Annotated in this window: 20 protein-coding genes; 13 read left to right on the top strand and 7 right to left on the bottom strand. The window is 41.8% G+C overall.

All coding sequences use genetic code 11. The features are described 5' to 3' along the window. Positions 1-284: 284 nt before the first annotated feature. Together ggt and A8F94_RS15090 are read left to right on the top strand one after the other, a co-directional pair. Positions 285-2,054 (top strand): gamma-glutamyltransferase, encoded by a 1,770-nt coding sequence (gene ggt, locus A8F94_RS15095; protein WP_066202071.1) that lies wholly within the window; start codon positions 285-287, stop codon positions 2,052-2,054. A 184-nt stretch (positions 2,055-2,238) separates the two neighbouring features. Continuing rightward, on the top strand, positions 2,239-2,607 hold the full coding sequence (locus A8F94_RS15090; RefSeq protein WP_066202069.1) for a hypothetical protein: 369 nt from the start codon (positions 2,239-2,241) through the stop codon (positions 2,605-2,607). Between the two features lie 541 nt (positions 2,608-3,148). Here the strand turns inward: A8F94_RS15090 and A8F94_RS15080 are convergent. Further along, positions 3,149-4,564, bottom strand: coding sequence for a YfcC family protein (locus A8F94_RS15080; protein WP_254660867.1), 1,416 nt, complete (start codon positions 4,562-4,564; stop codon positions 3,149-3,151). A gap of 760 nt (positions 4,565-5,324) precedes the next feature. Here A8F94_RS15080 and A8F94_RS15075 point away from each other — a divergent pair. Genes A8F94_RS15075 through rbsB form a run of 6 tightly spaced genes read left to right on the top strand, consistent with a single transcriptional unit; the run spans position 5,325 to position 10,987 of the window. After that, positions 5,325-6,314 (top strand): LacI family DNA-binding transcriptional regulator, encoded by a 990-nt coding sequence (locus tag A8F94_RS15075; protein ID WP_066202065.1) that lies wholly within the window; start codon positions 5,325-5,327, stop codon positions 6,312-6,314. Then, positions 6,307-7,185: a ribokinase gene (rbsK, locus tag A8F94_RS15070; RefSeq protein ID WP_066202063.1), complete on the top strand. Its 879-nt coding sequence runs from the start codon at positions 6,307-6,309 to the stop codon at positions 7,183-7,185. Before A8F94_RS15075 ends, rbsK begins: the two co-directional genes overlap by 8 nt. 1 nt (position 7,186) lies before the next feature. After that, positions 7,187-7,582, top strand: a complete 396-nt coding sequence (rbsD, locus tag A8F94_RS15065) for a D-ribose pyranase (protein WP_066202061.1) — start codon at positions 7,187-7,189, stop codon at positions 7,580-7,582. 17 nt (positions 7,583-7,599) lie between these two features. Next, positions 7,600-9,081, top strand: coding sequence for a sugar ABC transporter ATP-binding protein (locus tag A8F94_RS15060; protein ID WP_066202059.1), 1,482 nt, complete (start codon positions 7,600-7,602; stop codon positions 9,079-9,081). Between the two features lies 1 nt (position 9,082). Further along, positions 9,083-10,048 carry a ribose ABC transporter permease RbsC gene (gene rbsC, locus A8F94_RS15055; protein WP_066202057.1) on the top strand — a complete coding sequence of 322 codons (966 nt, stop codon included), beginning with the start codon at positions 9,083-9,085 and terminating at the stop codon, positions 10,046-10,048. Positions 10,049-10,069: 21 nt separating this feature from the next. Then, positions 10,070-10,987 (top strand): ribose ABC transporter substrate-binding protein RbsB, encoded by a 918-nt coding sequence (rbsB, locus tag A8F94_RS15050; protein WP_066202056.1) that lies wholly within the window; start codon positions 10,070-10,072, stop codon positions 10,985-10,987. A 438-nt stretch (positions 10,988-11,425) separates the two neighbouring features. On the opposite strand, the gene A8F94_RS15045 is transcribed toward rbsB, so the two are convergent. Together A8F94_RS15045 and A8F94_RS15040 are read right to left on the bottom strand one after the other, a co-directional pair. Continuing rightward, positions 11,426-12,181, bottom strand: a complete 756-nt coding sequence (locus tag A8F94_RS15045) for an endonuclease/exonuclease/phosphatase family protein (protein ID WP_066202467.1) — start codon at positions 12,179-12,181, stop codon at positions 11,426-11,428. 187 nt (positions 12,182-12,368) lie between these two features. Then, a complete protein-coding gene (locus tag A8F94_RS15040) occupies positions 12,369-13,163 on the bottom strand; it encodes a sulfite exporter TauE/SafE family protein (protein ID WP_066202054.1) in 795 nt (264 codons plus the stop codon). A gap of 213 nt (positions 13,164-13,376) precedes the next feature. Here A8F94_RS15040 and A8F94_RS15035 point away from each other — a divergent pair, with 213 nt between their 5' ends. After that, the gene (locus A8F94_RS15035; protein ID WP_066202052.1) at positions 13,377-16,187 is read left to right on the top strand and encodes a DEAD/DEAH box helicase; all 2,811 of its coding nucleotides are present in this window, start codon (positions 13,377-13,379) and stop codon (positions 16,185-16,187) included. A gap of 3 nt (positions 16,188-16,190) precedes the next feature. Here A8F94_RS15035 and A8F94_RS15030 read toward each other — a convergent pair whose 3' ends face one another. After that, positions 16,191-16,598 carry a (deoxy)nucleoside triphosphate pyrophosphohydrolase gene (locus A8F94_RS15030; RefSeq protein WP_066202050.1) on the bottom strand — a complete coding sequence of 136 codons (408 nt, stop codon included), beginning with the start codon at positions 16,596-16,598 and terminating at the stop codon, positions 16,191-16,193. 230 nt (positions 16,599-16,828) lie between these two features. On the opposite strand from A8F94_RS15030, the gene A8F94_RS15025 reads away from it, so the two are divergent. Further along, entirely contained in the window at positions 16,829-17,284 is a 456-nt protein-coding gene (locus tag A8F94_RS15025; protein WP_066202048.1) for a CoxG family protein, read from the top strand. A 374-nt stretch (positions 17,285-17,658) separates the two neighbouring features. Beyond that, a complete protein-coding gene (locus tag A8F94_RS15020) occupies positions 17,659-18,294 on the top strand; it encodes an SDR family oxidoreductase (RefSeq protein WP_066202046.1) in 636 nt (211 codons plus the stop codon). Between the two features lie 44 nt (positions 18,295-18,338). Here the strand turns inward: A8F94_RS15020 and A8F94_RS15015 are convergent, their stop codons facing one another. Both A8F94_RS15015 and A8F94_RS15010 read right to left on the bottom strand, forming a co-directional pair. Then, positions 18,339-18,983: a class D sortase gene (locus A8F94_RS15015; RefSeq protein ID WP_066202044.1), complete on the bottom strand. Its 645-nt coding sequence runs from the start codon at positions 18,981-18,983 to the stop codon at positions 18,339-18,341. A gap of 62 nt (positions 18,984-19,045) precedes the next feature. Next, the gene (locus A8F94_RS15010) at positions 19,046-19,456 is read right to left on the bottom strand and encodes an excalibur calcium-binding domain-containing protein (RefSeq protein WP_066202042.1); all 411 of its coding nucleotides are present in this window, start codon (positions 19,454-19,456) and stop codon (positions 19,046-19,048) included. Between the two features lie 541 nt (positions 19,457-19,997). On the opposite strand from A8F94_RS15010, the gene A8F94_RS26570 reads away from it, so the two are divergent. Continuing rightward, complete coding sequence (locus A8F94_RS26570; RefSeq protein WP_368072788.1) at positions 19,998-20,192, top strand: hypothetical protein; 195 nt, start codon at positions 19,998-20,000, stop codon at positions 20,190-20,192. A 133-nt stretch (positions 20,193-20,325) separates the two neighbouring features. Here A8F94_RS26570 and A8F94_RS15000 read toward each other — a convergent pair whose 3' ends face one another. Beyond that, positions 20,326-21,234 (bottom strand): hypothetical protein, encoded by a 909-nt coding sequence (locus A8F94_RS15000; RefSeq protein WP_066202041.1) that lies wholly within the window; start codon positions 21,232-21,234, stop codon positions 20,326-20,328. A gap of 539 nt (positions 21,235-21,773) precedes the next feature. Here A8F94_RS15000 and A8F94_RS14995 point away from each other — a divergent pair. Next, positions 21,774-23,030 carry a M20/M25/M40 family metallo-hydrolase gene (locus A8F94_RS14995; RefSeq protein WP_066202039.1) on the top strand — a complete coding sequence of 419 codons (1,257 nt, stop codon included), beginning with the start codon at positions 21,774-21,776 and terminating at the stop codon, positions 23,028-23,030. Positions 23,031-23,038 lie beyond the last annotated feature (8 nt).

The following is a 23,038-nucleotide window of genomic DNA, read 5'->3' as shown; positions in this document are numbered from 1 at the left end:
CTGAATTGTTAATAGGGGCGATAAATCGTTCGTTGAGGGTGATAAAAATGTGATTAAGGGATAAAAAAAGTTCATTCAGGGCGATATATATTCCCAGACAATTAGAAATAGATAGAAACCTTTTTCCCAACAAACCAACTAGCAGGCAAGCAAGCCTTTATACCCTATTCTCCAGGAAACACTAGGACTATATATTCAAAATTCGAAACATTCAGTTAAAAATTTGCTAATCTTCTAATCTTTTCCTTACCATATAAGTGAGTTAATTTTGAGGAGGGAGTAGGATGAAGAGAGTTTGGAAAGCTGGTTTGTTTGCATTACTTTCTGTTCTTTTATTGGTTGGGACACTGCCGCTCAGCGGCCAAGCGAAAAATCCAAAGTTCAGCTATGGCAATTACAGTCAGGTTGACCTTGGCAAGGATGGGATGGTAGCAACAGCCCATCCGCTAGCATCTGAAATTGGTGCAGACGTGCTCAAAAAAGGCGGCAATGCGATTGATGCATCTGTAGCGATTCAGTTTGCTCTAAATGTCGTTGAACCGATGATGTCTGGGATTGGCGGCGGTGGGTTCATGATGGTCTATGATGGGAAAACGAAAGAAACAACCATCGTAAACAGCCGCGAACGTGCCCCTGCTGGTGCGACACCTGATATGTTCCTCGATGAAAACGGGAATCCAATTCCGTTTGCCACCCGTTCGACTGGCGGGACAGCTGTAGGTGTGCCTGGCACATTGAAGGGGCTTGAAACAGCTCTTGAGATGTGGGGAACGAAAAACATGGAGCAACTGATTGGGCCTGCCGTAAAGCTTGCTCATCAAGGGTTCCCGATTGATTCTGTCCTTGCCGAAGCGATAGCGGACAACCAGGCCATGCTGTCACGTACGGCTGCCAAAGATGTATTCCTTCCGGGTGGGAAGCCACTCCAGGAAGGTGATGTACTAGTCCAGGAAGATTTGGCCAAAACCTTGAAACTGATCCGCGCAAAGGGGACCGATGCGTTTTATAAAGGGGAAATAGCAAAAGCGATTGCGGATGTTGTCCAGGATTTCGGTGGTTCCATGAAGGTTAGTGATTTGCAAAAATATGACGTAACAATCGATGAGCCAATCTGGGGAGATTATCAGGGCTACCAAATTGCCAGTATGCCGCCTCCAAGCTCCGGTGGGGTATTCCTTTTGCAAATGCTGAAAATTCTCGATGGGTTTGATTTGTCTCAATACGATGTTAATTCAGTTGAAAAGTATCATTTGCTAGCTGAAACGATGCATCTCGCATATGCTGACCGTGCTTCGTATGCCGGCGACCCTGAGTTTGTCAACGTGCCGATCAATGGATTGCTGCATCCTGACTATATCAAGGAACGCCAAGCGCTTATTAGTTTGAACACTGTGAACAAGAATGTAACAGCCGGCAATCCATGGAAATATGAAAATGGTTCTGCCAATTACTCTCCAACAAGCCAGCCAAATGACCAAAAATATGGAGAAACAACCCACTTTACGGTAGCGGACAGGTGGGGAAATGTTGTTTCGTATACAACGACAATCGAGCAGCTCTTCGGGACAGGCATCATGGTTCCTGGCTACGGAATAATGCTGAACAATGAGTTAACCGATTTTGATGCTGTTCCTGGCGGAGCGAACGAAGTCCAGCCGAACAAACGGCCATTGAGCAGCATGACCCCGACGATCGTGTTTGAAGATGACAAGCCGGTCTTGACCGTTGGTTCACCGGGTGGGCCGACGATCATCACTTCCGTCCTGCAGACGATTCTCCATACGATTGAATATGACATGGAGCTCAAAGCTGCCGTAGAGCAGCCGCGGATTTACACGAACAACATCAATTCGTATCGTTATGAAGAGGGAATCGGCCAAGATATTATTTCGCGGCTGAATGGAATGGGCCATAGATTTGGGCCGTCACCAACCACTATTGGCAATGTGCAAAGCATTCTCATTGACCATGAAAAAGGAATCTTCAAAGGAGTTGCCGACTCCAGCCGAAATGGTGCGGCGATTGGGATTGATTTGAACGGGAAGAGGAAGTAAGTTTTCAAAGGGTTACTTAATGAAGATGTGAAGAAGAATGCACCACCAAGTATTAGACTTATCTAACTCTTGGGGTGCATTTCAGCTTTATACCTACTATATGCAAACGGCAAATAAACTTCCAAGAGTCGGCTAAAACAATTTATTTTCAAGATACATCATGACGAAAGGCTAGGGAATTAAGATGAAATACTCCCACAAAACGATTCCTGATGAACTTCTTCAGAAAGCAATTAGTAGGCTTGGGGTACAGCTTCCATTTAAATGTCGTGGTATTAAGATTTCTAAGGAACTGATTAAGGCTACAATTGAAATACTTAATGATGCTCCGGACAGGATGCTGCCTCAGCATGCTAGAAATCTAATTAGAGCCCATACTCCGGACGGACTGGATTTAAGGATAAAAAATACAATGAACTCAGATACGAGGACTGCGAATATAATTTCGGATATTTTGGCGAGTGCTGGTATTGTTGAGGTATTGACTATAAAGAATAAAAAAACTGGCCGAAATATTAAGGCAACCCGCTTGTTAAGTGAATGGACATATTAAGATATGCTAGTTTTTTATATAATAACTCGCCAGTTTCATGATATAATTTGAATAAATTAACAAATTGCATAATTCTCCATGAGTTGTCACCGAGATGAGTGAGTCCCTATTAAATTAGGGGGTTACACCTAATGTAACTACTAAAACTTCATGGAGGCTTTTTATGAAATTCGCTTTTTATCTTTTTGTCCTGAGTATTGCTATGACTTTAGGTTTGACAATTTCTTATTTAGTTGTATTTCTCTTATTTAGGTTATTGCCAGGCACATTGAGTATAATGATTTTGGCACTTTGCTGGGTTGTTATGCTAAAAATGAATCCGGTGTGGAAAGAGTTATGGGATAAATGGACAAAAAAATAAAAAAGCAAAAAAGCACATAGAGGCTACTCTCTACGTGCTTTTTATTTAAAGGACTGGAAGGCCTATATACTCCGTTAGTAATTCCCATGTTTCATCTAATAGAGGCTTTCCGTGGTATGTAAATATTTTCAACAATGTTCGAGGTGTACCATCCATAATGGCAAACCTCTTTATCTATTATCAGCCTGTCCATTGGATAGATTGAGCAATGATTAGCAAAATAATAGAAAATGTAACAAATTGTCCAAATAGAGGCATATAGAACTTAAACCACTTTTGATAAGGAACTCCGGCAATAACTAATGCTGCCATAAAGTATCCTGAGGTAGGATATAGAATATGGGCAAATCCGTCACCTAGTTGGAAAGCAAGTACAGCAGTTTGCCTTGTAACACCGACCATATCAGCTAATGGCGCCATTATTGGCATTGTCACAAGTGCTTGTCCACTGCCTGAAGGGATAATAAAGTTGATCATTAACTGAACAACATACATGCCAACAGCACTGAATACGGCTGGTAAATCCCCAACCAATGAACCTAGAGTATGAACAATTGTATCCATTATTTGTCCATCTTCCAGAACAACAGCAACTGCTCTAGCGACCCCAACGATAATCGCACCTACTAACACATCACGAAAACCTTGATTAAAGCCTTCACAAATTTGCATTGTTGTAAGTCCGGCAATTAAACCAACCACAATTCCCATGACAACGAATAATCCAGACATCTCGACCATAAACCAGCCGTGCCCGATAACCCCGTATACTAAAATACCAAAGAAAACAAGTGTAGCTAATGCTGCGTATTTCTGTCTTGGAGTTGCATTAATTTTTTCTACATTACCAACTTTTTGATACATTTCTCGTTTTTCTCTATCATCTTCATAAACTAAACTGTTCTTTGGGTCATTTTTCACTTTATTTGCGTATCGCATAAGAAAGAGTACTCCCATAGTTACAGCTATAACAAAAAGAATAAGTCGGAGTCCCATCCCAGAAAACACTGGTAAACCGGATATTTTTTGGGCTAGTCCTGTATTTATCGGATTTAGTACACCCGCAGTAAATCCTATAACAGTACCGAATAAAGCAATAGCTGCCGCTACCATCGAATCATATCCTAATGCAATCATAAGCGGCAATATTACTGGAATATATACTAAGGATAATTCCGGTGTGCCAATTAGTGTTGCTACAATCGCAAATACAGTGGTTAAAATCGGAATGAGTAATACACTATTATTGGCGAATTTCCTCGATAAGTTATCAACAGCAATTTCAATAATCCCTGTACGTCTAAGAACCATGAACATTCCGCCAATTATAAACGTAAAGAAAACAACTTCCCCGGCATCAATTAAACCCCTTGGTATGACAGTTAAAAAATCGCTCAGTCCTACCGGTGTTGATTCAACTTGTGTGTATGAATTTGGATCAATAGTCGTTCTTCCCTCTGGTCCCGGAATTCTCTCAAATGTACCTGCAGGAACAAAGTAAGTTGCTACTGCCGCAATTGCACTAAATAAAAACAAAATGACATAAATATGCGGCAACTCAAAACCTTTTTTCTTCAATTGTTCATTTTCAGCCAAGATGACTACCCCCTTGTCGTGGCCCTTTTTTGTAAGGGTTTCCAATATATTAACTGTTATAATATTTTAAAATTTGAGAACTGTCATTGGATTATTTGAACAGAAAATAAAAAAGAATTTGTCCAATCTAGACAGTTTAAATAAAACAAGCATAAAATTAGCATGAAATTTAGTTAACATAAACAAAGCTGAAATATAAATAATTCTAGATTTCATCTTTCCCAAGAAACTTATAAGTTTGTTATTTTCTTTGATGCATGGCGCCCTTACCAAGGTCAATTAGAATTCGACCAAAGATGTTAAATGTACTAATTTCTCAAGGATTAATTGGATCAATCCTTATGTTTCTGCTTTCCATTGATTTTTTTTAAAAAAGACCTTCCTCTATAAAAACCAAAAATAGATTAGTGAAAAATGTATGATCATCCTTTCATTCAGTGGTAATCAACGGCGTAATAAGAAGAGTTGCTCTTTTCCGGAAAGCTCTTTTAGTATGTTGGAGCGGGTGGAGTAACAAGTTTTTGTCCGCTGGTAGTGTTACGGTGAAGCGGTAGAACTATTAAAAGAAGAACGTAATCAAAAAAAGATATTTTAGGAATCTTCTCAGTTACGACAGAACTTGGCTGCCCACGGGCGGCTATTTCTTTTTAAAAAATCGAATGGAACTTTTTAACTTCCTTGGAGAAACGTTTGGGTTGCACGAAAAAATATCCTGTGCTACTCTAGGTGTGTAAACGGTTACACATTAGAGGTGAAACAAATGGTTACGATCCGGGATGTTGCCAAACGGGCTGGAGTATCGGTTGCGACCGTTTCCAGAGCCTTGAATGACAAAGGATATGTGCATGAAGATACTAGGAAACTAGTAAACAATGCAATTGAGGAATTGAATTATAAACCGAATGAAGTGGCAAGGTCGCTTTTTAAAAAGAAATCAAGGCTCATCGGTTTGCTGCTTCCGGATATACGGAACCCATTTTTTCCTGAACTTGCCCGGGGTGTAGAGGACGAGATGCAGGAGCAGGGGTTTCGGCTGATTATTGGCAATGCAGATGAAAAGCCAGCAAAAGAAAGTGATTATATCCAAACATTTAAACAAAATAATGTAATCGGCATCATTTCGGCAACCAATCGGAATGAAGCAGGTGCGTATGAAAATCTTTCGTTTCCCGTTGTCTTTCTTGACCGGACAAGCACCAAGCATCCATCGGTTTATGCGGATGGCTTCACCGGGGGAAAGATGGCAGCAAGAGAAATCATCCAGAGGGGAAGCAGGCGAATCACGCTGCTAAGGGGACCTGTTGAAATGAGGCCCGCCCAGGACCGCTTCAAAGGAGCGTTGGATGAACTTACTAACTCCAATGTCGATTTTAATGTGATGACCACTGACTCATTCACTTTCGCTGATGCTGAGAAAACAGCAAAGGAATTGTTTCAAAAATTTCCTGAAACAGATGGAGTGATTGCCGGAAATGATTTGGGTGCCGCAGCGATTTTGCATGAAGCACTAAAAAGGGGCATTTCAATTCCGGATGACCTGCAAATTATCGGCTATGATGATATACCTCTCAGCAGTTTGCTGTTCCCGCCGTTATCGACGATTCGGCAGCCTGCCTATGATATGGGAAGAGAGGCGGCAAAACTGTTGATTCAACTACTTGAAGAAGGAATCGTTGAAGAAAAAAATATTCAATTGCCAGTTACATTTGTTGAAAGGCAGACGACAAGAAAGGTGGAGGACCATGGCTAAAATAACAGTAATCGGAAGTTCATCGATGGATTTGGTTGTAACCGCTCCTAAAAGGCCGGAAAAAGGGGAAACCATTTTGGGTGAATCCTTCAAAACGGTACCAGGCGGCAAAGGAGCAAACCAGGCGGTTGCCGCAGCTAGATTAGGTGCAGAAGTTTACATGGTTGGATGTGTTGGCGACGATGCATTCGGAAAAGAGATCCTAGAAAATTTTAAAAAGAATCGTGTTAACACGACATATGTGGAACCGGTTACAGGCATGGAGAGCGGCACCGCCCATATTACGCTTGCCGAGGGCGACAATAGCATCATCGTTGTAAAAGGCGCAAATGATTATGTAACTCCTGGTTATGTAGAAAAGGCAGTGGATGTGATTCGTGACTCGGACATTATCCTTATCCAGCAGGAAATCCCTGAAGAAACGGTTGAGTATGTTAGTGAAAAATGCCGGGAGTTTGATGTTCCACTTCTATTGAACCCTGCACCAGCACGAAGGATCAGCAAGGAAGTAATTGAAAGGGCTGCATTCATTACACCGAATGAACTGGAGGCATCCATTTTATTTGAGGGCAAAGATTTGCATGAAGCTTTATCAGCATATCCAAACAAATTATTTATCACTGAAGGCAAAAATGGCGTCCGATTCCATGATGGGGAACAGGAGATTGTTGTTCCTTCCTATATAGTCGAAGCTGTTGATACGACTGGTGCTGGCGATACCTTTAACGCAGCCTTGGCAGTTGCGCTTGCTGAAGGGAAAGGCTTTGAGCAAAGCTTGAAATTCGCGAACCGGGCAGCTTCCCTTTCAGTTACAAAGTTCGGTGCACAGGGTGGAATGCCTGCCCGAAAAGAAGTAGAGGAGAGCATGTAACATGAAACGGCATGGGATATTGAACAGCCATATTGCGAAAGTGCTAACGGATCTTGGCCATACTGATTTCATTGTGATTGCCGATGCCGGATTGCCGATTCCGGAGGGAGTAGCCAAAATTGATTTGGCTCTCCTTCCGGGACAGCCTTCTTTTCAGGAAGTGGTCGATGCAGTCTCGGATGATATGGTAATTGAAAAGTGTGTAATTGCGTCGGAAATCGAGGCGCATAATCCCCAAGTAAATGACTATCTTACCGGAAAATTTGCTGACATTGATGTGGAACGGGTTACACACGAGGATTTTAAGCAGTTAACGAAAAATGCTAAGGCTGTCATTCGCACAGGTGAAATTACACCTTATGCAAACTGTATTTTACAATCAGGTGTGTTTTTTTAATAAAAGGGGTGTAGAACATGCGAGTTTCAATGCAGAACATTCATAAAGCCTTTGGAGCTAATCAGGTTTTGACGGGTGTGGATTTTGAACTGCTCGATGGAGAAGTACACGCGTTAATGGGTGAAAACGGCGCCGGGAAATCAACGATGATGAACGTTTTGACAGGGCTTCATTCTCGTGATTCCGGCACAATCCTTATTGATGGAAAAGAGACCTATTTTAATAATCCAAAAGAAGCTGAGCAAAACGGGATTACCTTTATCCACCAGGAACTAAATATTTGGCCGGATATGACGGTGTTGGAGAACCTGTTTATCGGAAAAGAATTGAGGACCCCGCTTGGGCTTCTTAATACAAAAGAAATGAAAACTCTCGCAAGGAAACAGTTTGAACGGCTGAATGTGACCATTCCTATGGAAAAAGAAGCCGGCCTCTGCTCGGTTGGAGAGCAGCAGATGATTGAAATCGCCAAGGCGCTGATGACCGATGCGAAGGTGATCATTATGGACGAGCCGACTGCCGCCTTGACAGAAAGGGAAATCAGCAAACTGTTCGATATCATCTCTTCTCTCAAAAAGGATGGCGTTTCGATTGTATATATTTCACACCGAATGGAAGAGATTTTTGCCATCTGTGACCGGATTACAGTCATGCGGGATGGAAAGACAGTCGATACGAAAGCAGTATCCGGGACGAATTTCGATGAAGTTGTAAGGAAAATGGTTGGCCGGGAATTAACAGACCGATTTCCAAAACGGACATCCAAACCAGGCGAAGTTGTCCTGGAAGTGAAAGGATTGACTAGACGCGGCGTCTTCGAAGATGTGAGTTTCTCAGTCCGCTCCGGGGAAATTGTTGGCGTCTCAGGACTGATGGGTGCCGGCAGGACGGAAATTATGCGTGCCATTTTTGGTCTTGATCGCTTTGACAGTGGGGAGATTTTGCTGAATGGAAAGAAAGCAGTCATTAAATCAGCTGACCAGGCAGTCAAAGCTGGAATCGGTTTTATTACAGAAGACCGAAAAGATGAAGGGTTGATTCTCAATTTTTCCATTAAAGACAATATTGTGCTGCCTTCTCTATATAGTTTTGCTCCAAAAGGCCTCATCAATGAAGGAAGCGAGAATGACTTTGTTGATATGCTGATTAAACGCCTGACCGTTAAAACAGAATCCCGGTCAGTTGCGGTCAGGGATCTATCAGGTGGAAACCAGCAAAAAGTGGTCATCGCCAAATGGATTGGAATTGGCCCGAAAGTGCTGATTCTCGACGAACCGACTAGAGGAGTAGATGTCGGCGCTAAACGGGAAATTTACCAGCTTATGAATGAATTGACGGACCGGGGCGTGGCAATCATCATGGTTTCCTCGGAACTGCCTGAAGTGCTTGGGATGAGCGACCGGATTCTTGTCGTTCATGAAGGCAAAATTAGCGGAGAAGTAGAACGTGATCAAGCGACCCAGGAAAAAATTATGACAATGGCAACAGGAGGTCAGTAAGATGAATGCAACCAATTTACCTGTAAAAACTGCAAAAGGGAATTATGTGAATAATGTAACCCAAAAACTTGGGCCGCTGCTAGGATTTATCATTCTGGTTGCGATCGTTTCTGTACTCAATCCTAGTTTTCTTGAACCTTTGAATATATTAAACTTGCTGCGCCAGGTAGCCATCAACGCGCTCATTGCGTTTGGGATGACGTTTGTTATTTTAACAGGCGGAATTGATTTATCTGTTGGTGCGATTCTGGCTTTATCCAGTGCATTGACTGCTGGGATGATCGTTTCCGGTGTGGACCCGATTTTTGCAATCGTCATCGGCTGTGTTCTCGGCGCGGTTATGGGAACTGTTAATGGCCTCTTGATCACAAAAGGGAAAATGGCTCCATTTATCGCCACTCTGGCAACCATGACGATTTTTAGAGGTTTGACCCTTGTTTATACGGATGGGAATCCGATTACCGGGCTCGGGGATAACTACTTATTCCAACTATTTGGTCGGGGCTATTTCCTTGGAATTCCTGTCCCTGCAATTACGATGATTGTTACGTTTGTTCTATTATATATCCTTCTTCACAAAACACCGTTTGGCCGAAAAACGTATGCGATTGGCGGGAATGAAAAAGCAGCACTCATTTCGGGGATTAAGGTTCCGAATGTTAAAGTAATGGTTTACGCTCTGTCTGGCTTAATGGCTGCTTTGGCAGGGGCAATCTTGACATCCCGGTTGAATTCAGCGCAGCCAACAGCCGGTACATCCTATGAACTGGATGCGATTGCCGCGGTTGTGTTGGGCGGGACAAGCCTTTCCGGCGGGAAGGGACGGATTGTTGGAACACTGATTGGTGCGTTAATCATCGGAACGTTAAATAATGGCTTGAACCTTCTCGGCGTTTCCTCATTCTATCAAATGGTCGTAAAAGGGATTGTCATTGCCATTGCCGTGTTACTAGACCGGAAGAAATAAGCATAGGGAGGGGAACTGTTCATGAAAAAATTAGCTTTGCTTATCCTATCACTATCACTTTTGTTATTGGGCGCATGTTCGATGCAGCCGCCTGAATGGGCGAAGCCTGCAAAAAAGGATGATGTAAAAGATATAAAAATTGGTCTTTCCGTATCCACTTTGAATAACCCGTTTTTTGTTTCCTTAAAAGATGGAGTAGAAAAAGAGGCAAAGGAACTTGGAGTAGAAGTGAGGGTGGTCGATGCCCAAAATGACTCCGCAAAACAAATCAACGATGTAGAAGATCTAATCCAGCAGGGGGTCGATCTTCTGTTAATCAACCCAACCGATTCCGCAGCAATTTCCACAGCTGTTGAATCAGCAAATGCTATCGGAATCCCGGTTGTAACGCTGGACCGCTCCGCTGAAAAGGGGAAGGTCGAAACGCTAGTTGCATCGGACAATATTAAGGGCGGCGAAATGGCAGCCGAATACATTGTCGAGAAACTCGGCGAAAATGCCAAGGTTGCTGAGCTCGAAGGTGTCCCTGGCGCATCCGCAACCCGTGAAAGAGGGAAAGGGTTCCATAATATCGCTGATGAAAAACTCGATGTCGTCGCAAAACAATCAGCTGATTTCGACCGCACCAAAGGGTTAACTGTCATGGAGAACTTGCTTCAGGCAAACCCTGATATCCAGGCGGTATTCGCCCATAATGATGAAATGGCATTGGGTGCGATTGAAGCGATAAACAGCTCAGGTAAAGACATTATGGTCCTCGGCTTTGACGGCAACGACGATGCACTCAATGCAATCAAGGCAGGCAATATGGAAGCCACTGTTGCCCAGCAGCCAGAGTTAATGGGTAAACTTGCAGTCGAAGCCGGCATCGACGTCGTTCAAGGGAAGAAAATTGAAGAAAACATCCCGGCACCGCTTAAGCTCGTCGTGAAGGAATAGTATAGAGGGACGGACGGTACGCCGTTTGCCGAATAGCCTAGGCAATGGAAACAAGGATAGTTCGCTATTGCTGAATGAAATAGAGATAAATCGGGACGGTTCTCCACTTTTGAATGGAATGGAGGATCGTCCCTTTGTGTTGAATTGATTATAGGTATGGGAGCGGGGTCGGTTTGAATATGTTTTGGATCAATCAGGACAATTTCCCAAGTTTATAGGACATTTCCCGCATTATTTAGGACAAATTTTAAGCTCTTCAGGACAGATTTTCCAAGATTCAGGACAAATCGAACTAATGGAGGTTGCACTGCCATTTAACGTTAGCTCCTAAAGTATGAATGAAGGACCTTCCAATATCCCAACACGATTAACCCCGTTCCTTTTTGGGACGGGGTTAGTGTAATCCATATTTAATTCCTATCATTTTTTAAAGCCACTTTACTCTATTTCGATTTCCGCCGTTATTGGCAGGTGGTCAGAGGCGTCTGTTTTTATGACTTCTGCTTCTATGGTCTTCACATACGTTGAAGTAAAGATATAATCGATTCGTTGCGTCGGTTTGCTAGCGGAAAATGTTGGCTCCGGATTGTCCTTAAAAACGTCAAAATAATCGATATACATGTGCTGCATTTCACTGCTCTCGGGAACCGTGTTGAAATCACCGACAATGACCCTCGGGCCTTCGGATACTTCAGTTATTGAAACGATTTCCTTAATCTGTCGTTCGCGTTCTGCGGCGGTTAAAGCCAAATGCGTATTATAAAAACGAATCAGACTGCCTTTTACATGAATGGTCGCTTCCAGGAGGCTTCGTTGTTCTGTATTTCCGATTTTGGTAAGAGGATGATTTTCAAACTTCAAAATGGGATAGCTGCTTAAAATCGCTGTTCCATATTGGCGGCGTGGCTCCCCATCAGTTGCCGGCTCTAGGTCCAGGTTAGCTGCATACACATAATACATTCCAAGCCGTTCTGCCAGCCACTTTGCCTGGTCTTCAAAATTGCTTCGCTCCGACCAATGGTTGTCTACCTCCTGAAGTCCGATCAACTCGGCCTCTTCAACCTCAATGATTTTTGCAATTCGTTCCAAATCCAAAACTCCGTCATAGCCTTCACCATGATGAATGTTATAGGACATCACCTTCACAGTGCCAGCCTGACTTTTTGTAAGCCCTGACAGATTTTTCGCTCCCATTGTTTGTAGCCCTGTGAAAGGATCTATAAAAAAACCAGCAGACAACACAAACACCTTCCTTTATAAGGATACTTCCTAAAAGAAAACTACGAAAGCCATAAAGGACAAGTAAGGAAAACATGAAAATTCGCAACACCTACGTATGCTTAGTCGTTGAAGTAAACCGGCTTGGTGGGCAGGAGACATTTTAGTAAAAAAACATCTGAAATCCAATTCCGACTAGAAGAACGGATAGCAATTGTATAATCACCTTGCCCGGAATTTTTTGTGAAAGGAAAACTCCGATTTGTGATCCGATAATTACACCTATGCCGCCCCAAAAAACAATTGACCAATCGATACTGCTATAGACTATTTGCGAGATGGCGCCAACCGTTGAATAAAGTGTGAGTGAAAAAAGGGAGGTCGCCGTTGCATAATGAGTGGATACCTTAAAGACATAAATCAAGATCGGAACAAGCAGCCAGCCGCCTCCGATACCAAGATAACTAGACAGAATTCCCATAAAGAAACCAATTGGCACAAGCCATTTGACAGGGAGGTCCATTTTCTGGGCCAGGCGATTTCCCTTTTCCTCGCCAATTGGCACCTTTCTCTTTTTAAAACTAGCAAAAGGCGAGTTTTTAGCAAATAGGAAAACTCCCAGTGCAGTGAGAAGGGTGGCAAACACGATGTAAAAATAGTTCGATGAATAGATTTGAAGCAGCCTTACACCCAACAAGGAACCAGGGAAGGCACCCAAACTCAATATAATACCCGTACGGTAATCAATCCTATTTTGTTTAGCGTACCCTAGTACACCTGATAACGAATTGATTAAGACAATGACAATCCCTGAGCCTGCTGCAATGACAGGGTCCATGTCGAAAATCAAGAGAAGTGCTGGAACGAAGATGAATCCGCCACCGGCACCGACTATGGTGCCGTATCCTCCTGCAAGCATACCTACCGCCAGCAATAGTAATCCTGTTGTAAGAGACATTTTATTTCCACCTCGATACTACAAACCTATCAAATGTTTTAGGAGAAGTATAGTTCAATTTCTTAGCAGACTGCCCAGAAATTTTTACAATTGAAGGATCAATGGAAAGGAGAGAATACCGGTTGTCAGCCCGGAAGATACTAAGATCTTTCTTCTTTCCTGCCAATATAGTAAAATTTTAGCAACAATGAATTTGTCGACAGGAGTAGAATTATGCAGGGTGAAAAGCGGTTGATTGTCAATTCAGATAAAGGGAATTTGCTTCAGGAATTGGTAGATTCAATGAATGAGTGCAGGAGATTCTATTTTAGTGTTGCCTTTATTAATTTCAGCGGGCTTCAGCTGCTCCTTGATCCGTTAGGTGAGGCTGGAAAAAAAGGAGTAACGGGGAGGATTATTACCTCTACATATCTTAATTTTACAGACGCGAAAGCACTCGAGAAAATCAGAGAGTTTACGAATGTGGAGTTAAAGGTGTTTGTGACCGATAAGGAGATTGGCTTCCATACAAAAGCTTATATTTTTGAGTATGAGGATTCCTATAAGGTCATCATCGGTTCATCCAATATTACGCAGAGTGCATTGAAAAGCAATGTTGAATGGAATGTGGAGGTCATTTCAAAAAGTGATGCTTCATTTATAAAAGAAGTATTGAAAGAATATGATGCCTTATGGGAACGGTCCCAGGTTGCTGACGATAAACTGATTGCAGAATATGAGGAATTCTTAAAGTCTCTTAAAACTGTCCAAACTTCACAGCAATTGATTTTTGAAAAACCGGAATACATTACTCCGAACCGGATGCAGCGGCGTGCAATCGATAATCTTGCCAGACTCCGCAGTTTTGGAGAAAAAAAGGCTTTGGTAATTGCGGCAACGGGAACCGGAAAAACGTATATGTCCGCGTTTGATGTAAAAAGCTTTCGGCCAAAGAGGCTGCTGTTTGTTGTACATAGGGAAGAGATTCTTAGAAAAGCGAAGGAAACGTTTGAAAAGCTGCTGCCGAATGAAAATCTCACATTTGGCTTGTTGACAGGTAATCACAAAGAAAAACACGCAGATTATATTTTTACTACAAACCTGACAATCTCTAATTGTTATCATGAGTTCAGGAAGGATGAATTCGATTATATTATTATCGACGAAGCCCACCATGCGACGAGTTCAACCTATCAAGCCGTTTTGAATTATTTTGAGCCTAAGTTTACGCTCGGAATGACTGCTACGCCTGAGCGAAGCGACGGGTACAATGTATTTGACCTTTTCGATAATAATGTCGCGCTTGAGGTGCGCCTCCATGAGGCACTTGATGACGAGTTGGTCATTCCGTTCCACTACTTTGGCATCACCGATATAGAGGGAATTGATTTGAGTGATGTTTCCATTGATAACATTGCCGAGGTGACAAAGCGTCTTAAAGTGAATGAACGGGTTGATTTTATTATAGAGAAGATGGAATTCTACGGGCATGATGGAGAGAAGCGCAAGTGTCTTGGTTTTTGTGCGAGCATAGAGCATGCCCAGTATATGGCTGTCGAGTTCAATCGGAGAGGCTATAAGAGTACTTGCCTGCATGGCGGTGATTCCTCCGATGTCCGCCAGCAGGCGATTAACCGTTTAGAAAATGACCATGACGAACTGGAATTTATTTTCACTGTCGATATTTTTAATGAAGGAGTGGACATTCCTTCTGTGAACACTGTCCTTATGTTGAGGCCGACCAACTCCCCAATCATTTTTATCCAGCAGCTTGGCCGCGGTTTGCGGAAGCATGCAAATAAGAGCTTTCTTACAGTGCTTGATTTTATCGGAAATCATAATAAAACATTCCTGATTGCTCTCGCCCTGAATGGCAGCCGTTATTATGACAAAGAAAGCCTGAAGGTGGCAGTGGCAACGGGCTTTGCCAATATTCCTGGCTGCACGCATATTCAAATGGACAAAATTTCGCAGGATCGGATCCTTGAGCAAATCGACCAGGAAAACTTCAATTCGATGAAGTATCTAAAGGAAGAGTACTTCGAGTTCAAAAAGCTCAATCAGTGGAGGATTCCATATTTTCTATTGGATTACCTGAAGTATGACGGGGCGCCTGACCCGGTGAAGTTCATCGATAAAGAGAAAACGTATTTGCAGTTTGTGGCCAAAGTGGAGAAGACGGAGCGATTGAAAGCTTTATTGAGCGATGATCCGTTTGAGAAGGCAATGAAGGAACTATCAGGCAAATTGCCGCTTAAAAGAGTGTATGAGTTTGTGGTAATCAAGTATCTGCTGGATCATGATTATATTTCGTTAGCGGCCGCGAAACATGAGATTTTAAAATGGATTCAGTTTGTGGACGATGATAGTGTCCTTCACGCGTTCGAAACCTTAAATCAGGATTATTATGACAGTGGGGAAATGAGCCGGAATTTGAAGCTGTTTCATTTTCAGGATGGAATTTTGGCCAAGACGGCTATTTTTGAAAAAATACTTAGAAATAAGGAGTACCGGAAATATATCGAAGACATTGTGATGTACGGCATTTTTCGCTACGAAAAAGAATTTAACAACGAGTATTACGGTATTCCCCACTTTAAGCTGTATGAGCAGTATAAAATGGCCGATGCAGCCTCGCTGTCCAATTTTAGAAAAATCCATAGTTCATTTAGAGGGTCAGGCCTGCTGACCAACGGAAATGACTACTTCTTGTATATTGACTTGCATAAGGACGCAGACGTTGAGGAAAAGCTTGCTTATAAAGATGAAATCGTTGACACCCGGCATTTCCAGTGGCAAACGCCTCACACCACTTCCCAGCATACAAATACCGGGCAGAATATTATCTATAACAAGGCCAGAGGAATTAATCTGCATTTGTTTATCAGGAAATACAAAGTGATCGATGGCAAAAATGAACCGTTCATTTATATTGGAAAAGGCAACACGATTGGTTTTGAAGGGAACAAGCCGATTACGGTTCAAATGGAACTTGAAAACGAGCTCCCCTACAATCTTTATATCGAATTTACGAAAAAAGTATAGTCGTTAAAGGACTATACTTTTTTCGGTTATCAACTTTTCGACTGCCGGTATGTCAGCTGGTGCCCAAACAAGAGAGTTTAAGTTTTCACGCTTTAGCCAGATCAATTTCGAATGCTCGGTAGGGATTGGTGTTCCGCTAACAATTTTGCATTTGATTGCAATCAAATTAATGATGAACGTTTCATATTCATGAACGATATCGTTATGTAGTTCCGTAGGCTCAACCTCGCAATGGAGTTCTTCCTTGATTTCCCTCGTGAGAGCTTGGAATAAATCCTCATTGGCTTCGACTTTCCCGCCTGGAAACTCCCACATATTCGGAATCGACATTTCCGGGGAGCGTAACGCACAAAGAATCTCCTTTTGTTCATTTTCAATAATGGCGGCTACAACTTTAACTGTCTTCTTCATGATGTCCTCCAATTTTATAAAATACTAATCATTATCATACCATTTTTGAAAAGGGGAGGCATGGACTTATAACCGATTCACCTAATTACGGAACCTTCTCCAAAAACGGCTATGAGGAGTAGGCTTCATTTATTTGGGCTATAGATTGTTTAACAGAGGTTCAATACATTTCAAGCAAGGTTTATGAATATAGTGGAAGCAGCGAAATAATACAGAGCAGGAGGTTTAATATGGCGAGCGGAGTACATAGCGTTGACTTGGAGGTACCAATTGAAAAAGTATGGAGTTTTGTAAGTTCGATTAATAATTGGGCGCCCCTTGTCCCTGGGTATATCGAACACGAAATCATAAGTGATAAGGAATCGACCTGGGCCTTTAAGGCCGATCTTGGTTTCATGAAGAAAACTGTCAAATTGAAAGTGGATATTACAAAATGGGAGGAGCCTAACCATGTCACCTTTGACCTGACTGGGCTTTCGGAAAAATTTTTGGGGAATGGCTATTTTGAAGCGGAAAAGCTGAATGAAAATTCCACTAGGATGACTGGCTGCCTGGATATTATCGCGCGTGGAGCAAAGGCGCCAATGATTAACAGTATTCTGAAGAATTCCGTTCCCCAAACAGCCGAAGAATTCACGCTTGCAGTTGCAAATAAAATCCGGGAAAGTGTAAATATGGGGGTGTAAAAAAGGGACGGTTCTCATCTGCCGCAAATGAGAACCGTCCCTATTTCTATTAATGTTGTAAGGGTTTTTATTCTTTTGATTTTCATAAGATGATTGTCATTCTTTTAAAGAGGCTGTAATTTTGTAACTCGGGTTCTGTTTCCTGCCACAGGCATTAAAAATGTAGCTTAAAATGTATGTATAAAATTGCACATATTCATCTACGGTACCATAAACCCCAGTTTTGTTCCAAGACTTGCTTCCTTTTTAATAATCCTTATAAAGAACGGAATTTACACAATCAGTTTAGGCGAGGCTGAAAATACTATTTTAGAAAATAGCTTTAAGGGTAGATTAGTATAGATTGGTAAAAATTAAAGAGAGGGGTAGCTATCATGAAGGTAGTAGTTGTTGGAGCAAACGGACAAATCGGCAGGCAAGTGGTGCTTTTATTAAATGAAAGCAGTGAGCATAGCGTGAAGGCGTTTGTGCGAAAGGAAGAGCAGGCAAGGGAGTTTGAACAAACCGGGATAGAGGCGGTGTTGGGAAATCTCGAAGGTTCCGTCGATGATCTTGCGGAAACAGTGAAGGGCTGTGATGCAGTCGTGTTCACAGCAGGGTCAGGCGGGCACACGGGATTTGATAAGACGCTGCTGATCGACCTTGATGGTGCGGTGAAGATGATGGAAGCTGCTGAAAAGGCAGGAGTAAAGCGGTTTGTTATGGTTAGTGCGCTTCAGGCCAATAACAGGGAGAATTGGAATCAACAAATCAAGCCATATTATGTGGCAAAGCATTATGCAGATAGGATGCTCGCCAATAGCGGCTTGTCTTACACAATCATCCGCCCAGGCGGCCTTCTTAATGAACCAGGAACAGGCAAGGTAAAGATAGCGGAAAACCTGGAAAGAGGGTCAATTCCGAGGGAGGACGTGGCAAAGACTATCCTCACTGTCCTCGACAAGGAAAGCACTTTTAATAAGTCATTTGATTTAGTATCAGGGGAAACGCCAATCGAAGAGGCAATATAGTAAAAAGGGATGGTCCCGTTTGTGAAAAGCGGGAACCATCCCTTTTAGTTTACTGGCTCAGCCTGGATAATGTAGCGTTCGGGAGCGCTGCCTACATAGTTAAAGGGGTAGCAGGTAGTCAATGTAAGTGTGGGAGTGTCCTTTTTTACAATGACACTCCGATCTTCTGGGTCGGTAATGAAAATCTTGTTGATTTTGTAGGTGTAAATGGAGTCATGATATGAAACGGTTAAAAGGTCCCCATTTTCTAACTTGTCCAGCCCGTAAAAGACAGTATCTCTGTGGCCGCTAAGAACTGTATGTCCACCGCCATCAGGTGTGGTGGTGAGCTTGCTGGTAAACATGCCAACACCCTTTTTTAAAGTCCTATCATCGGTTCCCAAGAATACGGAGTATTTCTGTTTAAGCTTTGGAATCATGAGATAAGCGACTTTGTCACCTTTTGAAAAATTGGTTGCGTGTACGGCAGGTGCTTTGTCTTTTGGCTCAATTCCTGAAGGATTCGGAAGAACCTCCTCAGCACCTTTTATGTTCATAGGTAAGATGGTTTCAGGATTATTTAGAGCGGAAAGCTCCTCATCTGTCATTTCTTCAGCCGCTGATCTGCCTATATGCCATTCGAAAAAATGAAAAGTTCCCATCACTATTCCAGTTGCGATAAGAGTATATCCGAGAATTACCCTAATCATCTTTAGTCACCTCATTGGAAAAACGGCAATAATCAGTTGCCGTTTTTCCTTGTGTACAATTTTTAGCTTGTCTGTTTTTTACGGAAAACTAACAGATAGCCCACTAAGGCTAACACTGCCCCAAGTCCAATCATTGTAACGGAATTGGAAGCTGTTTCTGGTAGTGCTTCACCTTCAGCAGCAGAATCTGTTGAACCAGAAGTATCATTAGAATTATCATTATTGCTAGAAGTCTGTGTTGCGACAAAATCATCGTATTCCGACTTAGAAACTTCACAAGGAAGACCGTCATTATCCCTGTCCAAATCATGAGGGTCATTTGTTGCACTGTAACCATTAGAATGCCAGAAGTTCATAACTTCCTGATTGCTTGAAAAATCACCACAATCTTTGTCCTCATCTGCAAAAGCTGCATTCGCATAACCCGCCATCAAGAAAGCAAACGACAAAATCGAAACAATAAATTTCTTCATCCGTTTTCCTCCTCCTCAATCAAGATTGTGAACGTTTACAATTTTATGGGAAGGAAATCGAAATAACAAATAATTTGATATATTTTTGGAAAAAATGGTATTCAATTCCCATTGAGGTGCAATTTTTTAGGAAAAAGGGCACTGAAACTGAGAAAAATGATATGAATATTTCTATCTAAAATGATTTGTATTTTTAGATTAATAGGTAACCTTATCATGTGAGGCCATCGTTCTCGATTAAAAACCTAGGAGTAAGTTTCATCTAATTAGGCAATAGATTATTAACGTAAGTTCAACACATGCCAAGGAGGTTTTAAGAATATATTGTAAGCATGGGATAATAAGAGAAAAGTAGGTTTTAACATGCCGAGCGGAGTACATAGCGTTGACTTTCAAGTACCAATTGAAAAAGTGTGGAGTTTTGTTAGTTCGATTAATAATTGGGCACCGCTTGTCCCAGGGTATCTTGAACACGAAATTGTTAGTGAGAGGGAATCTACCTGGGCCTTTAAGGGAGATCTTGGTTTTATGAAGAAAACTGTTGAATTCAAAGTGGAGATTAGGAAGTGGGAGGAGCCCTACTCGGGTCACTTTTGATTTGACAGGGCTGTCGGAAAAATTTGCTGGAAACGGCTATTTTGAAGCGGAAAAGCTGGATGAAGGCTCCACAAGAATGACCGGCTGCCTTGATATTACGGCGCGTGGAGCAAAGGCGCCGATGGTTAACAGAATTTAAAAATTTCGTTCCTCAAACAACGGAAGAATTCACGCTTGCATTAGCCAACAAAATTCGGGAAATTCAAAATGTAGGTGTATAAACTAGGGACGGTTCTCATCTGAATTAGATAGGAACCGTCCCTAGTTTTCTTTTATTCTTCTATAAAATTCACTTCAAATAGATAAAAAGTTGATTCGGCACCTTCATAGCCTTCTTCAATAATGTTTCCCTCTTCAGTTTTTTCTTCATGAGTTTTCTTCATTGCGAAGGCGGTCACATAGTAACACTCAACTGGTAACTGTTCTTGATCAAATACTTCTATTTTTCCGTTTGTTACTATAAAATCGGCTTGGTCTTTAGCATCATATTCGATCCGTTCCCCTGAACTCCTTACAACATAATAAGGAAAATCCCCTTTGGATTTTGTTATCTCTTGAATATCAAGCACACTAAGATTCTTAAAGAAAAGGTCAGCCTCAACTAAACGGTCATATTGAAGCCAGCTATCAAGTTGTTCTTGAACAACCCGATATTTTTTCTTTTCAGTGTCATATTCGATTTTATAAAGAGTATATCCATCTTCATTTTGGCTTGATACTAATTGCCAGTGTAACTCAAGAATATTGCCGTTTTTCCTATATTCGACTGCAAAATCCTCGAGCTTCAAACTGTCATTCTCCAAGGCTAACTCTTGCCTGATCCGTTCATATTCATCTTGGAAGTTTATCGAATAGACTGAACTTAGATTATGTTCAATTGACACAGGACGGCTTTCCCATTCATGAATTGCAAATGGAAAAAGCCAGTGAACGAGAATGAAAGTAAAGAAACCAAAAATGGAAACCCTCCGCTTAATATGTACATTCAATTTGGGGCGAAAAAAAGCCAGATACACTATAAATCCGAGCGGCAAAGAAACCTGGTTGAAGTGAAAAGCAAACGAACCGAGTATTAAGTATCCTATAATTTTTAATGGAAAATAAGGCTCTGGTTCTTCATTTTTACTCCCAAAATAAAAGAAACAAGCTAGTAAAATGACTGTGTAGAGAATCGCTGCCATTTTTGACCCCCTGATGGGTTTTAGTATATCTAACGTTCTTTCATTTTACCATAATATTGAAATGTGAATAGAGGGGCTTGAAACAAATATTTCTGCGGAGGGCAAGCTGGCAGTCCTTATTCCTCTCCTGAAAATCTCTCGGGTGATCGGATTTCAATTCTGTTTTCCACAGTTTTCATCATAAGTTCTTCCAATTACTCTATCCTCCTTAGAAAGCGGCTTCTCGATTTCTTCGACGTTAGGAAGACCCATCCGTATCACTTCATATATGAAAATCACTTATTAAATGTTGAATATAGTTAAAACTAAATGAAAAGGCATTCACTTAATGACTGAAAATATTTTTGAACAATTTTTAAAATTAGAGGTTGGTGTGTATATTTGTTTATATATCAGTATTCACTAAAGGAAATTGCCTTAAAAACGAACTATAAATAATCGAATTATCCAATTATTCGCATTGACTGCAATGTGTTAATTGATTACTATAGTAAAGTCTTAAATTTTATACTCCAATTTTTAAACGGGGGCTTATGTCAATGCTATTTAAAAAACAATTCAAAGATATTGCGGATCTATCAAAACAAATTTTTCATCATCCTGAATTGGGTTACAAAGAGTTCAAAACAAAGGCAGCGGTTGTTGAATTCCTGAAAAAGGTCAATCCCTCTATTGAACTGGAAGAATTCAGTACGACTGGTTTAAAAACGTCGCTGGGCGACCAAAAGGAACTGAATATCGCCTTTCTGGCTGAGCTAGATGCGGTCTATGCTCCAAGCCATAAATGGTCTGACCGGTCAACCGGCGCCGCCCATAACTGCGGACATTATACGCAGATAGGCATAGCGCTTGCGCTGTACAGTTATCTTTACAATTCGGAGGCATACAAGGATTTCGATTATACGGTTACGTTTATTTTTGTACCGGCGGAGGAGTATCTGGACCTATCATACCGCGCACAGCTGATGGCTGAAAACAAAATCAGCTACTACGGAGGAAAGCCGGAAGCAATGAAACTTGGTGTGTTCAACGATATTGATCTGGCAATTCACATCCACGCAATGGGCGGGGAATTTCCCGAGCGGACAATCGAGGTCAACTGCGACCTGGCAGGATTTTTATATAAAAAGTACACATTCAAAGGGAAAGCAACTCATGCCGGGTTCGACCCATTCTCGGCAAAAAATGCATACAGTATGTCGACGTTATTTAATGTTGCGCTTGGGCTTAGCCGCCAGCAGTTGAAGGATGACGAGATGGTTAGAATCAATCCAATTGTCATGGAATCGGATATGTCCACGAATGTAATTCCGAATTCGATAACAGTTGGGGCAGATGTGCGGACTCAAAGCGTTGACTATATGAAGGAAATCGTCAATAAAATGGACGATGCTGCTATTGGCAGTGCCCACGCCCTTCAGGGGGAAGTAGAGATCGAAACGCAGATGGGCTACCTTCCATTTAAACAGGACCGGTATTTATCAGAATTTGTAATTGCTGCTTTTGAAAAAAATCAGGAAATTGCTGCTTGCAAGAATAATAATCCAATCAGTGCCGCAGGTGACATTGGTGACCTTTCCTTTATGTTCCCATGCATTCAGATTGGCTACAGTGGATTTACAGGTACAATTCACGGCGATGATTTTATTGATATCGACCCTGAGTATATTTATGAAGTATTTCCAAGGTTCCTGTCAGAGGTGCTTGAGGAAATGAACGGCAAGATTGACCGTGACAAGCTGTATAAACGGTCATATGAAGAATATGAAAAACTCATTTCTACAATTGTAGAGTAAATTCACTT

Source organism: Bacillus sp. FJAT-27225 (genome assembly GCF_001685025.1).
In the GTDB taxonomy this organism is placed as follows: domain Bacteria; phylum Bacillota; class Bacilli; order Bacillales; family Cytobacillaceae; genus Bacillus_D.
This window is presented reverse-complemented; position numbering and strand designations above follow the sequence as displayed.

Bases quoted from the DNA above. Each gene is read 5' to 3' on its own strand.
- A8F94_RS14995 (WP_066202039.1), top strand. From the start codon at position 21,774: ATGCTATTTAAAAAACAATTCAAAGATATTGCGGATCTATCAAAACAA.
- A8F94_RS15035 (WP_066202052.1), top strand. From the start codon at position 13,377: ATGCAGGGTGAAAAGCGGTTGATTGTCAATTCAGATAAAGGGAATTTG.
- A8F94_RS15045 (WP_066202467.1), bottom strand. From the start codon at position 12,181: ATGGGAGCGAAAAATCTGTCAGGGCTTACAAAAAGTCAGGCTGGCACT.
- A8F94_RS15015 (WP_066202044.1), bottom strand. From the start codon at position 18,983: ATGATTAGGGTAATTCTCGGATATACTCTTATCGCAACTGGAATAGTG.
- A8F94_RS15000 (WP_066202041.1), bottom strand. From the start codon at position 21,234: ATGGCAGCGATTCTCTACACAGTCATTTTACTAGCTTGTTTCTTTTAT.
- A8F94_RS15060 (WP_066202059.1), top strand. From the start codon at position 7,600: ATGCGAGTTTCAATGCAGAACATTCATAAAGCCTTTGGAGCTAATCAG.
- A8F94_RS15075 (WP_066202065.1), top strand. From the start codon at position 5,325: ATGGTTACGATCCGGGATGTTGCCAAACGGGCTGGAGTATCGGTTGCG.
- A8F94_RS15040 (WP_066202054.1), bottom strand. From the start codon at position 13,163: ATGTCTCTTACAACAGGATTACTATTGCTGGCGGTAGGTATGCTTGCA.
- A8F94_RS15010 (WP_066202042.1), bottom strand. From the start codon at position 19,456: ATGAAGAAATTTATTGTTTCGATTTTGTCGTTTGCTTTCTTGATGGCG.
- rbsD (WP_066202061.1), top strand. From the start codon at position 7,187: ATGAAACGGCATGGGATATTGAACAGCCATATTGCGAAAGTGCTAACG.
- rbsB (WP_066202056.1), top strand. From the start codon at position 10,070: ATGAAAAAATTAGCTTTGCTTATCCTATCACTATCACTTTTGTTATTG.
- A8F94_RS15020 (WP_066202046.1), top strand. From the start codon at position 17,659: ATGAAGGTAGTAGTTGTTGGAGCAAACGGACAAATCGGCAGGCAAGTG.
- A8F94_RS15030 (WP_066202050.1), bottom strand. From the start codon at position 16,598: ATGAAGAAGACAGTTAAAGTTGTAGCCGCCATTATTGAAAATGAACAA.
- A8F94_RS15090 (WP_066202069.1), top strand. From the start codon at position 2,239: ATGAAATACTCCCACAAAACGATTCCTGATGAACTTCTTCAGAAAGCA.
- ggt (WP_066202071.1), top strand. From the start codon at position 285: ATGAAGAGAGTTTGGAAAGCTGGTTTGTTTGCATTACTTTCTGTTCTT.
- rbsK (WP_066202063.1), top strand. From the start codon at position 6,307: ATGGCTAAAATAACAGTAATCGGAAGTTCATCGATGGATTTGGTTGTA.
- rbsC (WP_066202057.1), top strand. From the start codon at position 9,083: ATGAATGCAACCAATTTACCTGTAAAAACTGCAAAAGGGAATTATGTG.
- A8F94_RS15025 (WP_066202048.1), top strand. From the start codon at position 16,829: ATGGCGAGCGGAGTACATAGCGTTGACTTGGAGGTACCAATTGAAAAA.